Origin of the sequence: Methanocorpusculum vombati (assembly GCF_026891935.1) — an archaeon.
Lineage (GTDB): Archaea > Halobacteriota > Methanomicrobia > Methanomicrobiales > Methanocorpusculaceae > Methanocorpusculum > Methanocorpusculum vombati.
This window is the reverse complement of sequence record NZ_JAPTGC010000001.1, coordinates 81066-93424: the sequence shown is the minus strand read 5'-3', so window position 1 is coordinate 93424 and position 12359 is coordinate 81066. Positions and strand designations below refer to the sequence as shown.

Below are 12359 nucleotides of genomic sequence, written 5' to 3'. Positions count from 1 at the left end.
CTCTACTCTCCAAAATCAAACAGGGTTTTCTGCGGCTTCGGCTCTGCCGGAGCCGCGTCAGGGCCTACTTCGTTCCTCTCTTCCTCCGGAAGAGAGGAAAATCCGGTCGTCTTTCCCGTCTTTTTTGCTGCCTGCTCCAAAACGTTTTTTGCAAGAACGTTTCCAAGAATTGACACCACCTCGCGGGTATCGGCAGCGAGCAGTGCCTCAGGTGTCGTAATCCCGCGGTCAAACAGCCTCCGGGCACGAACACGACCGATGCCGCGCAGTGCTATCAGCGGCAGAAGTTCCTCCTTTACCCCGTTTTCGATCCGGATCTCAAGATTGCGTACCTCGGCATCAAACCGCGGCGCAAACTCATGGGTGATTCTCCCTGCCGCATGCATCAGCCAGCGGAGATTCTCCACCACCGCATGAATATCCCCTGCACCCACGCCGAAGTTCTCGCAGATGATGTCTTCCGGGACCTCCTCGCACCAGGCCTCCGCAACCAGCGCCGTCTTCACCGCGGCAAAGAACTCCTCGGACAGCTCCTCGCACCACAGTTCGTCGCCCCGCTCGCAGAACACCTGATCCACCAGCCGCTCGTCGGATGCCTTCAGGTAAAACCGGAACATATCCGGTGTCATGCACAAAAGATGCAGCATCCCGAATGCCGAAAAGGTCTCCTGTTTTTCCAGCGTCTCACGAAGGAGCGATGCTGTTTCCGGATCGAGATACAGACGGGAGGCAAGCACGCCGAACTGTGTTCCCCACAAAGCGCCGTCCGCTTCTTCGGTGATCATCCCGCTCTGCACCAGATACGCAAGAGCTTTACTGATGTTTCGGTCAAGTCTCCGGTGCGTCGCCTTCTGGCTTGCGTAGAAGGACTTCTCCATGAACCCTTCGACCTCCGCACGGGTGGACGCAAATCCGGTCGCGACCAGTGCCAGCAGATGGTTCCGCAGCTCGTTTTCCTTCTGACACTGGGACGAAATGTTCTCCGCCGGTGCGTCGATGAACTCCTCAAACAGTCGGTCAACCGCATCGCGGTCTTTGGCAATCAGAACCGCCTCACCGTAGGGATCAAGCCGTGGCCTTCCGGCGCGCCCGGCCATCTGCCGGTACTCCATCACCGGAATCGGGTTCATGCCGATGCCCGCCTCATACCGCTGGTAGTCGCGGATGAGTACCCGCCGGGCAGGAAGATTCAGGCCTGCGGCGAGCGTCGGGGTTGACGCGATCACCTGAATGTCGCCTTTGCGAAATCCCTCCTCCACCGCTTCGCGGGCTGCCCGCGGCAGGCCCGCGTGGTGAAACGCCGCGCCGTTCCTCACCGCGTTCGCCAGTACTTTTCCGGACGGTGTTGCATCCGCCTTTGCGATTCTGTCTGCATACCCGTCAAGCTCCGCCGACTTCTTCTTCAGTACCGTCGCAGCCCGTTTTGCGTACGCCTCCGCCGACCGCCGCGAGGATACGAACACCAGACACTGCCCGCCTTCCGCGGCGGTATCCAGCAGCAGATTCAGATCATCGTCCTTCTTCGGCGTCGGCACGATCCGTTCCGCGCCGTGGAAGTGAATCGCCCCGTTGTGGTACACGCCTTCCCGGAGATCCACCGGCCGCCACTCGCTTGTGATGAGGCCTGCGTCCAGCCACTTTGCGAGCTCCTCCGGGTTACCCATCGTTGCCGAAAGGCCGATGATCTGCATGGCGGGGTTCTGGTACCGCAGTTTTGCGATCACCATCTCCAGTGTCGCACCGCGGGAAGGATCGCCGATCAGATGAATCTCGTCCACCACGAGGAGCGAAACTCGCTTCAGCCATTCGGATCGGTTTCGCAGCAGCGAATCTGTCTTCTCCGACGTCGCCACAATAATATCATAGCGGCCCAGATACTCGTCGCGCTGATCGGGATCGCCGGTCGCGATCCCGACCTTCACCTCTTTTCCGGAAAAATCCTCATATTTTTCTGCGGCAAGTGCCTTCAAAGGAACAATATAGAGACACTTTCCGCCGTCTGCAATTTCCTTTTGCATCGCCATTTCGGCAACAAGAGTCTTGCCGGATGCGGTAGGAATTGCCACGAGCAGGTTTTTTCGGTCGAACAGACCTGCATCTACGCACTCCGCCTGCGGCGGGTAGAGTTCGGTGATGCCCAAAGCCGAATACTTCGTGCGCAGCGAAATTGGGAGAGGCAGTGAGTCTATTTTCATGGAATGGCCGATCCGGTATATGAACCCCTTTGTTTCGAGTGGAACTATGGAGAAACTCTGTTTGTAAATAAAGATTGTGAATGGTAGAGACGCACGGGCATGCCCGTTGCTGTCTCAGTAGTAGTAGCTTATCACATTCATCTTGGCTTCCTTTTTCTTGCGGTCAAGGAAGTTGAATACGGTGTTGTGATCCGAGCCGCTGATCAACATAAGAACTGCGGTGTGGGCGTCGTTCACCTGGTCGGGAAGACCGATAATGCCGATGGTTTTTCCGTACACCGAGATGTAGGTACCGGTCATGTTTTCGATCTGCTCGCGGGCTTTTCCGTCGCGGCCGATGATTCTTCCGCGGACACGGGAAAGTTTCTGCGGCGTGTCGGCATCATCGGAGATGTCGATTAAGTCCAGTATCATATCGTCGTCCTCCAGCAGTTTTCGGGCGCGCTCCGGGGAAAATCCGCGACCGATTGCTTTGATGATCTCCATCGATCGGATCTCGGCAAGTGCGTCCTCTTCGTTGGTGATGGTGACCAGGCCGTCATGGCTGTCCACTTCGAGGGTTACCTCCAGCAGTTTTTCCAGATTTTTACGGGTTTCGCCGTGTTTTCCGATGATTGCGCCGATACGGTCGTTGGGGATTTTTACTTCCTGGGTCATGTTATATCTCGAAAAATTCTTCTCCGACTATGTTGCGGAATACGTCATGTTCGTCGGTTGTTTTGCATTTTGGTGCAAAAAATCTGTTAATGTTTCTAATGTCGCGGAACAGAAAGTTGTAGGCCTTCGGGTGTTCCGGCGTTACTGCCTGGGCCATGTCGATCAGAATAAGGCCGTCCGCTCCTGTGAGGATGTTGTACTCGGAGAGGTCTCCGTGTACAAGTCTGGCTTTCTGATACAGATCGCGAATGAGGCCGACTGCATCCTGATAGGTTTCTTCGGGACTTTTCGGGAGTTTCTGGCGCATCTGCGGGTACGGGATGCCGTCTTCTCCCAAAAATTCCATGATCAGAATGTTTCTGTCAAAGGCAAGCGGTTCAGGGCAGGGAATGCCTGCTTCTCTGGTGCGGGCGAGATTGCTGTACTCCTTTTTGGTCCAGGCAAAAATGATGTCTTTGTGGGTGCGCCTGATGTTGGAAAACCGGGGGTCGCCCAAGATGTACTCGCTCATGGTGGTGAAGTTGCCGGTACGCAGACGGTAGATTTTGACTGCGGCACCGGTTTCCTCACCGGTTTTGCCGGTACGTCCGGCGATGAAAACGTTTGCTTCTTTTCCGGTGGAGATGGAGCCTCCGATTGAGCTGATGACTTTTTTGTTCACCAGTTTGTAGAGGGCAAGAAGCGTGGTTTCGTCAAAGACCTCACCGGTAACTTTGCGGGAATCTTCGTCTTTGCGGATTTTGATGCCGAGATCTGCGAGTTTGCGATCCAGCCGCTCGATTTTATCGAGGTTTTCGTGGTGGTGATCTCGTGGGTGTGGTGTTGATTTCATTTTTTTGGGGGTGATGTATTCGCAATCAGTTATTATTTCGTCTACTGGGTATTAGTTCTTCGCCCCGTCCCTTTTCTGATGTATGGTTTGGGAATGCCGGCGCCTCCCCAAACCATACAGAAAAGAACTGGCTCAGGCCCCACTCCCAAGCCTGCTGTTTGTTCGGATTGTATCTGGATCCATTTTTTGCATGTATGTTTTTTCTGTATTTTTTTCATGTTCTTTCCGAAAAATAAGATATATAGACAGGAAGGTTTATACCCCCCCCCCCAAATACTTCCTGATGAGTGAGAAATATTGTGGTGATATTGATCATTATACAAAATGGGATGAAAAACGATTGCTCATTGTCGGGGCGCGTGGGCAGGGAAAAGTCACATTGGACTGTGCGTTATCCTCAGGGATGTACCGTCATATTTCGTTCATGAGTAATGATGTTACCGGCGGAGGCGTCAGCGGTTATCCGTTACTGGATCAAAATACCACCACAATTGAGTATATTCTGCATAATTTTGATGAAGTTATTGTTGCTATCGGGTTACAAAATGCAATCCGGTTGCAGTTATCGCTGAATTTTGAGGTTCAGGGAATGAAACTTGCGACACTTATCCATCCAACCTCTGTCGTGAGCCAATTTGCAGAAGTTGGAGAGGGATCAATACTGTTGGCGCATTCTGTTGTGAATCCTTTTGCAAAAGTCGGAAAGGCTTGTATTATAAATACCGGGGCAATTGTAGAACATGATTGTGTTATTGAGGATGGCGTCCATCTCTCTCCGAATGCCACGATAGCAGGCCGTGTCCATATTGGGAAAAACACCTGGGTATGTATGGGGAGTAGTGTTGCTCATGACGTTACGATTGGAGAGAATGTAGTGATAGGCGCAGGCGCTGTAGTACTTCAGGATATCCCGGATAATGTCATGGTTGCGGGAGTTCCTGCTACGATACGGAAGATCCGTGATTTCCCAGAGAAAAAATGATGATGCTCTCTTTTCTCAGGATCACAATTTTACCACGTAATATTCATCCCCACGCTCACCTCGCCGCAGGGAATTTTCTGATGGATTGCCGCCCGCACGGCAAATGAGGTACAGTGGCAGGGGTAAAGCTCCGGGACGCCGAGCTTTTCCAGATATGCAATCACTTTTTGTGCCCGTTCATCCGCCTCTTTGAGATGGAACCCGCCGATGATGCCCCGAACCGGTTTTTGAAACAGTTCTTTTGCATAGGCGGCCATATTGCAGATGCCTGCGTGCGAGCAGCCGGTGATAAGGAAAATTCCGTCAGATCGTTCATAGACAAGGGCTGAGTCTTCCATCACGAAATCCGGGACGAACCCTTCGGGGCTTGCGTACTCGCCGAACTGTACCCGTGGTTCAAAGTCGTTGAGCCGGGGGATTTCTCCGAGAAAAGTGAGGTGATCACTTACCTTCTGTGGTTTTTGCGAAAGATGCATCTCGTATTTTTCTGCAAGTTCCTCAGTACGAAAGATTGAACCTGCATTCATCCCGCGGCTTCTTTTTTCGCGGAAGGTATCGGGATGGGCAACAATTTTTGCCGGCGGCAGTATTGCCTGCAGGTGTGCAAGTCCTCCGGTGTGATCGTCGTGGCCGTGGGAGAACACCAGGGTTGTCACGCGGGAGAGATCCACTCCCATGCGTTCTGCGTTGATTCTGCACACATCCGAGTATCCGCAGTCGAAAAGGATCTTTTCGTTCCCGTCCTCAAGATAGAAGGACAGTCCCGGTTCGCCGAGAAAATATTTGTCAATTGCGGTGGTGTTGTCAACAAGAACGGTCAGTTGCATGTGTATAATGGTATTTGCCGGAGGATCATATGAGGTATCGGGTTACCGGTAAACCTCATCAAAGATGATATGATCCATCCGTCTGATTCATGCCAAATGGGTGCCAACTTGGGATCGGATTGTTCAGGTCGTTAAACCAGGAGAAAACGTCCCGTGCGGTTTGCACGACACCGGCAACTTCGTCCTCTCCGAGGGAAACGGCAGCTGCGGCAGCACCCGTCATGTCCGAGCAGATATAGAGGAGACAGAGCTTCCAGAAGTTTTCCGGAATGTCTCCGTCAAAGTAGCCGTCAATTCTTCCCGCGGCAAAATATCTGCTCGCGGCTGCGCACCACGTGATCCGGTTCAGCTCTTCCCAGGGGTCTCCGCAGTCCGCCCGGTCAAAGTCGACGATGCCGAGCGTTCCGTTTTCGTCCAGAACCATGTTGCCGATATGATAGTCACCGTGCTGAAAACACTGCGGGCGGTTTTGAATCAGGTGACGGTTGGCGGCAATGTATACAAGGATTTCCTCGTCATGCGGGAGCCGGACACCGCATAAGGTATATGCTTTGATCCGCCGATCGATTTTTTTGGCGAAGCGTTCTCCCCAGCAGGGCAGGGTGTCCGGGGCTGAAATTGTGTGAAGCTGCCGGAGAATTTTTCCGGCGGTGATGCCGAGGTGGTACTGTTCCTCCGGCGAACGTTCCGGCAGTCCCTCCTCCAGATCCTCGCCCGGTACCCATGACAGAAGCATGCAGATGGTTTCACAATCTTTGCAGCAGGTCAGATCAAGGGGTTTGGGAAGCGGGAGATCCAGTTTTTCCAGGGTCTTGAGCACCGCAAACTCCTGCTGTTTGTACGGAAATTTTTCCGCGGAACGTGTCGTCCTGAGCAGAAATTTCTCTCCGTCCGCATTTTGTACCAGATATTTTTTGTCTGCCGACCAGCCGCGGGTAATCTCCTGCACGATGGTGAGGCGGCGGAGGGAACAATAGTTTTCCAAAAAGTTTTGTTCGATCGCCTTTGCAGCAGGTTTCTCTGTCATCCTGAAAAAGAAAAAAAATAATGTTCTGAAATTGTATTGATACGGATCAGTTCTTATAACTCTGCACGTATGCATACGCATCCGCGAGGATCTCCGTCAGCGCCTCACCGCAGGCTGCCTTGAGATCCATCGGGTGAATCTTTCCTGCGGCGTAGGCCGCCTCAAGGTCTGCGTAGCTCTGGTACTCCGCGTTCCCGCCGAACTTCTCAGGCCGGCGGATAACAATCTCCGACACGCGGGGGAAGATATTGTATTGGAACACCTGCAGAATCGGGTTTCCTTCCACCTCCGGCGGACAGAACGCCTTCTTCATCTTCTTTTTGATCTCCTCGGGCGAGTCGGCGACCGAGACGACGTTGCCTTTCGAAGAAGACATCTTCTGGCCGTCAAGACCGTTCACAATCGGCGTGTGGATGCAGACCGGCGGCTTGTAGCCGAGACTCGGCAGATGCTCGCGGGCCAGCATGTGAATCTTGCGCTGGTCGATACCGCCGACCGCCGCGTCAACGTTCAGGGTCGGAATATCAACGACCTGCATAACCGGATACACCATCTGCGAGACCATCGGGTTATCCATGGCACGGCCGACCTCGTCCATACTGCGGGTCGCCCGGTTCAGCGTGATCTCCTGACAAAGTGTTAAGACTTCGGTCTGATACTTGGGCGTCAGCTGGACATCCGTTCCCAGCACAAACTCCGCACCCTTCAGACCGCATGCCTCGATACATGCCTTGTTGTACTCGGCAAGTTCTTTGATCTGTTCAAACGTTCCCTTCCGGTTCAGATATGCGTGCAGGTTTGCGATCAAGACCACAACGTCAAACCCTGCTGCTTTCATATCCATCAGTTTATTGATGGTCACCAGGTGACCGAGGTGAATCTCGCCGCTGGGTTCATACCCGGTATAGACCCGCTTTGTTGGTTTGTTCAACAACTGCCGGAGTTCGTCTTCAGTGACGATCTCCGCCGTGTTACGGGTGACGAGTTCGTATGCGTCCATATCCTACTACGTTGGAATCACAATGAGATAAAGGATGTGTGATACAGTGTAGACAGGTTAAAAAAAGGGAGAGGTTATCCCTTCAGGGTGTAGCTCTTCGGCGGTTTCTTTTCACATCCGGCAATGACCGCGGTTCCGGCAAGCGTAAACACCTCAAACTTCGGATCTTCAAAGGATGTGAAGAACTTCTTCATGAACGGGTGTGCCTGATACACATCGTTTCTGATACCTTCATCATCCGTAAAGACAACATTTGCCGAGATGCGGAGCCATGCGTTCTTCTTTGGATCGAATGCTGCAACCTCCACTCTCGGATGGGCTTTCACCTGGACGTACAGGGGTTTGGTATTGGTCGTGGCAAAGTAGGGGTTACCGAACTGTTCGAGGACGAACATGATCGGACGGACATGGGGATTGCCGTCCTTGTCAACGGATGCAAGATACGTGACGGGATTTTTCGTGAGGAATTCTATGACTTCAGAGGACATGATAGTGCTATCTCCGGGGCACGCTGCCCAACAGGATCTATCGCTCCGAAAGATTATAATATCCCGGATAGTGACAAAAAAAGAAAAATTATCCGATCTTCTCCATCAGAACGGCAGCAGTCCCCAGAAGCTCGTGCCCCCGGCCGGTCAGGACGTACTCTTTTCGTTCACCCTTCTGCAGGATCATTCCTGCGGCAAGCAGTTTTTCCAGATGAAACAACAGGTTCCCGCCGCGAAGTCCGGTCAGCTTCCCCAGTTCGGCGAAGGACTTCGGCTCACTTGCAAGAGACTTGAGAATTTTTACGCGGATCACATTCGCCAGCGGTTCGCCTATCCATGCAACTACTGCCGCGTCGGACAGCTCCTGAATCTGTTCGTCGAGGCTGTCCCCCGCATACACTCCCGCACTTTTCAGCAGTTTTGTGTGGGCGGCGAACAGTTTGTCTGCTTCCAGAAGGCAGCCGGTACAGTGTTCGTATTGGCACAACTTCTGCGCCTCTTCATACTCGCGGCGGATTTTTGTGATCTCTTCGGCGGAGATCGATCCGGTTTTCAGGCTTCCGAGCAGGACAGCGAGTGTTTTTTCAAACTGCGGCAGACACTGCTCCTTTGCCGGACAGTTTTCGGCCTGGGCCCGGAGTGTTTCCTTTGCCTGCGTCAGTTCGCCTGCAATTATCGCATCCGCTGCCTGTTTGCGAAATGTGTCAAGCGCGCCGGAACTCTTTCTGGATTCCGGTGCATTGATGCAGCGTCCCACCTCGGCTCTGAGTGCTTCGATCTCGGCTCTGAGTGCGGCAAGTTCTGCGGCCCAAGCGTCTTCCATTGTTCTGCAGTACCTCATTCTCTTTTGAAACAGATGAAGGTATAGGAAAAAAATGGGTTGGATTAAATGGTGAAGGTCTTCGGCGGCTGACCGGAGAAGTCGGCGATGGTTGCGGTACCGTTGATGATCGTGAATATCTCAAAGTCCGGGTTCTCGGCGGTCTGATAGATGCTTTTTACAATCGGACTTGCTTCGATGATCGCTTTTTTGATCTCCATGTCGTTCGAGAAGGAGACGGTCGCAGAGATTCGAAGCCAGGCGAACTCCGGGTTTGCAACGGTGATCTCAACTCTGGGATGTTCCCGCATCTCTTTGTACATCGGTTTTTTGCTGGAGGTGCAGAAGTACGGTTTTCCATCACGTTCAAGGTAGTACATGAACGGACGAACCTTCGGGTTGCCGGCTTTGTCAACGGTTGCCAGGTACATGACCTGATTGTTCTGCATAAACTCGATTACTTCGGTTGTCATGATGTTTTTTCTCCTGAGATTCCTGAGGGAATTCTCTCCTACTCTGTTGATCGTCATTTGTTATAAAAATAACTCTAAAGTATATTTTTATATTTATGGTGGGGGAGGAGGTTAGGTCTTGGTATCTTCGGATATTTTGTTATTGGAGCTGAATTCTGGTGTTATTTCGAAATTTTTCTGTATATTTTTCGTACCCTCGTGAGAAGATGCCGTGCCTTCTCTTTCAGCAGAAATACAGCGGTTTTGGATCCGTTTTTTCAATATGCCAAGTTTCGGGGTTAATTTTTCAAAAGACTTTGTTATAGGAATATTTTTTGATAATTTTTGGCATCATCATCATCTGCGCTTTTTTTGGAGAATATATTTCGGCACATGACGAAATTTCTGGGTTTTTCTATTTAAAGAAACAGGACTTTTCTCAGAAGTCGGGAACTCTGAAAATGCACTATTATAATATGTCTGACATGCCTGAAATCGCCAGTAAACAGCGTATTTTTCTGCCCCATTCATCCTATTGGAAAACGATGGTATGATTTTTTTATATTTTTTTCTGAAAATTCTCGTTTTTGGAAAATCCTTATATACCGAAAATTGACAACCTCGGTTTAATCAGTTCTTGAGTATCCGGCGAAATCTGGGTACGAAGAGGTGCTGTATGCAACTGAAAAATGAAACATCACAGAAGATCCTTCGCCAGATAAAACCGGCGATTGTTCTTCTCCTTATACTGACACTCCTGACAGGTCTGGTTTATCCGCTCCTGATCACCGGGGTGTCACAGGTTGTTTTCCCTGCACAGGCAAACGGGGGCCTGATCAGCGAAAACGGCACGTACATTGGTTCTGAACTTATCGGACAGGAGTTTACCGATCCGAAGTATTTCTGGGGACGTCCGTCAGCGACATCTCCGGCATACAATGCTTCACTTGGTTCCGGGTCCAACCTTGGCCCGACCAACCCAGCTCTGGAGCAACTGGTGGCAGACAGGATTGCGGCCCTTCAGGCAGCAAATCCCGGCAACACTGCAGCCATTCCGGTTGAACTGGTAACAGCCTCCGCAAGCGGTCTTGATCCACATATCAGTCCTGCGGCAGCCTATTATCAGATTGCCCGGGTTGCGGAGGAGCGCGGTATCTCCGAAGGGGAACTTATCGCCCTGGTCAACGGTCACATCGAAGATCGTCAGTTCGGCATTCTTGGTGAACCGAGGATCAATGTTCTGAAACTGAACCTTGCACTCGACGCGTATGTTCCCGGTACTCTTGCTGCAGAAGAACAGCTTCCGGCCGACACTGGGATGATCAACGGCGTCCGTGGTGCGGATATTGCACAGTTTGCAGTCTTCTTTGTGATTCTCGCAGTCCTCGTGGTGCTTGTGGGCCGTTTCATGGCAAAGATCTATAAAGGGGAAAAGACCTTCCTTTCGCCCATTTACGAACCGGTTGAAAGATATCTTCTGAAGATCGCCGGCGTGAAGGGTGATGAGGAGCAGGACTGGAAATCCTTTGCTGCATCTCTGCTGATCTTCAATGCCTTTGGTCTGGGTCTTCTGTATCTTCTTCAGCGTGTCCAGCAGTTCCTGCCGCTGAACCCGCTGAACCTTGCAGGGGTATCTCCGGATCTTGCGTTCAACACTGCCGTGAGTTTTACCACCAACACCAACTGGCAGGCCTACTCAGGTGAGGTCACATTAAGTTACCTTACCCAGATGCTTGGACTGACCGTCCAGAACTTCCTGTCGGCAGCGACGGGTATGGCTGTGGTGATCGCACTGATCTTTGCTCTCACGAGAAAGAATACGCACGGCATCGGCAACTTCTGGGTTCTTCTGCTGCGTAGTCTGTGGATTCTCATTCCGATTGCCGTCATCATCTCAATGCTCCTTGTCTCGCAGGGAACTATTCAGACGCTTGGTGCTCCGGCTGAGATCGAACTTATTGACCCCGTCCTTGACGAAAATGGTAGTGTCGTTGCCGATACCCAGGTACTGGCCATGGCACCGGTCGCCTCGCAGGCGGCCATCAAGTTCCTTGGAACAAACGGAGGTGGTGTCATGGGTGTCAACTCGGCCCATCCGTTTGAAAATCCGACCCCTTTGTCGAATCTCGTGGAAATTCTCGCCATGATCCTCATCCCGGCCGCATTGTGTTACACCTTCGGCAGCATGATCGGATCGGTTCGCAAAGGGATTGCAGTTCTTCTTGCAATGGCGATCATCTTTGTTCCCTTCCTTGGTATCTGCTATGCGGCAGAATTTGGCGGTAATCCGATGTTTACCGAACAGGGAGCTGATCAGATCGCATCTGCACTCCAGCCCGGAGGAAACATGGAGGGAAAAGAAGTCAGATTCGGTCTGGCGACCAGTACACTCTTTGCGGTGGTAACCACCTCAACCTCGTGCGGCGGTGTGAACTCCATGCATGATTCCTACACACCGGTCGGAGGCATGATACCTCTGCTGCTCATGCAGCTCGGTGAGATCGTCTTCGGCGGTGTGGGTTCGGGTCTGTATGTGATGCTCGTCTTTGTCATCCTTGCCATGTTCATTGCCGGTCTGATGGTCGGGCGGACGCCTGAGTTCCTCGGCAAAAAGATCGAGCCAAAAGACATGAAGCTTGCATCGCTTATCATCCTGATCCCACCGTGTGGAATTCTCATCGGTACGGCAGTCTCCGCGATGATCGAACCGGGTGTTACCGCTATTCTAAATCCCGGTGCGCATGGTCTTTCCGAGATCATGTACGCGTTCTCGTCTGCGATAGGCAACAACGGCAGTGCATTTGGCGGTCTTGGTGTTAACACCGTCTACTACAACATTGCTCTTGGCATTGCAATGCTTGTCGGAAGATTTGCCATCATCGTCCCGGTCCTTGCCCTTGCGGGATCACTTGCGGCAAAGAAGATCGTCCCGCCTTCGGATGGAACTCTTCAGCCGGATAGGCCGCTGTTTGTCATCTGGCTCGTGTTTGTCATCCTGATGGTGGGCGTTCTGTCCTTCCTGCCGGCACTTGCCTTGGGTCCGATTGCTGAACATCTGATAATGATTGGAGGTCTCTGA

Annotated in this window: 11 protein-coding genes; 2 read left to right on the top strand and 9 right to left on the bottom strand. The window is 52.0% G+C overall.

The genetic code is table 11. The features are described from left to right. Positions 1-2: 2 nt before the first annotated feature. The 3 genes from O0S09_RS00475 to O0S09_RS00465 form a co-directional block, all read right to left on the bottom strand. On the bottom strand, positions 3-2195 hold the full coding sequence (locus O0S09_RS00475; RefSeq protein WP_268921909.1) for an ATP-dependent DNA helicase: 2193 nt from the start codon (positions 2193-2195) through the stop codon (positions 3-5). A 114-nt stretch (positions 2196-2309) separates the two neighbouring features. Then, positions 2310-2852 carry a KH domain-containing protein gene (locus O0S09_RS00470; protein WP_268921908.1) on the bottom strand — a complete coding sequence of 181 codons (543 nt, stop codon included), beginning with the start codon at positions 2850-2852 and terminating at the stop codon, positions 2310-2312. Position 2853: 1 nt separating this feature from the next. Continuing rightward, positions 2854-3684, bottom strand: coding sequence for a serine protein kinase RIO (locus O0S09_RS00465; protein ID WP_268921907.1), 831 nt, complete (start codon positions 3682-3684; stop codon positions 2854-2856). A gap of 283 nt (positions 3685-3967) precedes the next feature. Here O0S09_RS00465 and O0S09_RS00460 point away from each other — a divergent pair, with 283 nt between their 5' ends. After that, entirely contained in the window at positions 3968-4666 is a 699-nt protein-coding gene (locus O0S09_RS00460) for an acetyltransferase (protein WP_268921906.1), read from the top strand. Between the two features lie 29 nt (positions 4667-4695). On the opposite strand, the gene O0S09_RS00455 is transcribed toward O0S09_RS00460, so the two are convergent. From O0S09_RS00455 to O0S09_RS00430, 6 genes are all read right to left on the bottom strand, one after another. Continuing rightward, complete coding sequence (locus O0S09_RS00455) at positions 4696-5493, bottom strand: MBL fold metallo-hydrolase (protein WP_268921905.1); 798 nt, start codon at positions 5491-5493, stop codon at positions 4696-4698. A 58-nt stretch (positions 5494-5551) separates the two neighbouring features. After that, positions 5552-6520 (bottom strand): phosphotransferase family protein, encoded by a 969-nt coding sequence (locus tag O0S09_RS00450; protein ID WP_268921904.1) that lies wholly within the window; start codon positions 6518-6520, stop codon positions 5552-5554. Positions 6521-6566: 46 nt separating this feature from the next. Further along, positions 6567-7520: a tyrosine--tRNA ligase gene (locus O0S09_RS00445; RefSeq protein ID WP_268921903.1), complete on the bottom strand. Its 954-nt coding sequence runs from the start codon at positions 7518-7520 to the stop codon at positions 6567-6569. Between the two features lie 74 nt (positions 7521-7594). After that, positions 7595-8008, bottom strand: a complete 414-nt coding sequence (locus tag O0S09_RS00440; protein ID WP_268921902.1) for a pyridoxamine 5'-phosphate oxidase family protein — start codon at positions 8006-8008, stop codon at positions 7595-7597. A gap of 88 nt (positions 8009-8096) precedes the next feature. Then, positions 8097-8831 carry a winged helix-turn-helix domain-containing protein gene (locus tag O0S09_RS00435; RefSeq protein ID WP_268921901.1) on the bottom strand — a complete coding sequence of 245 codons (735 nt, stop codon included), beginning with the start codon at positions 8829-8831 and terminating at the stop codon, positions 8097-8099. A gap of 62 nt (positions 8832-8893) precedes the next feature. Continuing rightward, complete coding sequence (locus O0S09_RS00430) at positions 8894-9301, bottom strand: pyridoxamine 5'-phosphate oxidase family protein (protein WP_268921900.1); 408 nt, start codon at positions 9299-9301, stop codon at positions 8894-8896. Positions 9302-9956: 655 nt separating this feature from the next. Here O0S09_RS00430 and kdpA point away from each other — a divergent pair. Then, positions 9957-12359 carry a potassium-transporting ATPase subunit KdpA gene (gene kdpA, locus O0S09_RS00425; protein ID WP_268921899.1) on the top strand — a complete coding sequence of 801 codons (2403 nt, stop codon included), beginning with the start codon at positions 9957-9959 and terminating at the stop codon, positions 12357-12359.

Bases quoted from the DNA above. Each gene is read 5' to 3' on its own strand.
- O0S09_RS00435 (WP_268921901.1), bottom strand. From the start codon at position 8,831: ATGGAAGACGCTTGGGCCGCAGAACTTGCCGCACTCAGAGCCGAGATC.
- O0S09_RS00430 (WP_268921900.1), bottom strand. From the start codon at position 9,301: ATGACAACCGAAGTAATCGAGTTTATGCAGAACAATCAGGTCATGTAC.
- kdpA (WP_268921899.1), top strand. From the start codon at position 9,957: ATGCAACTGAAAAATGAAACATCACAGAAGATCCTTCGCCAGATAAAA.
- O0S09_RS00475 (WP_268921909.1), bottom strand. From the start codon at position 2,195: ATGAAAATAGACTCACTGCCTCTCCCAATTTCGCTGCGCACGAAGTAT.
- O0S09_RS00450 (WP_268921904.1), bottom strand. From the start codon at position 6,520: ATGACAGAGAAACCTGCTGCAAAGGCGATCGAACAAAACTTTTTGGAA.
- O0S09_RS00440 (WP_268921902.1), bottom strand. From the start codon at position 8,008: ATGTCCTCTGAAGTCATAGAATTCCTCACGAAAAATCCCGTCACGTAT.
- O0S09_RS00470 (WP_268921908.1), bottom strand. From the start codon at position 2,852: ATGACCCAGGAAGTAAAAATCCCCAACGACCGTATCGGCGCAATCATC.
- O0S09_RS00445 (WP_268921903.1), bottom strand. From the start codon at position 7,520: ATGGACGCATACGAACTCGTCACCCGTAACACGGCGGAGATCGTCACT.
- O0S09_RS00465 (WP_268921907.1), bottom strand. From the start codon at position 3,684: ATGAAATCAACACCACACCCACGAGATCACCACCACGAAAACCTCGAT.
- O0S09_RS00455 (WP_268921905.1), bottom strand. From the start codon at position 5,493: ATGCAACTGACCGTTCTTGTTGACAACACCACCGCAATTGACAAATAT.
- O0S09_RS00460 (WP_268921906.1), top strand. From the start codon at position 3,968: ATGAGTGAGAAATATTGTGGTGATATTGATCATTATACAAAATGGGAT.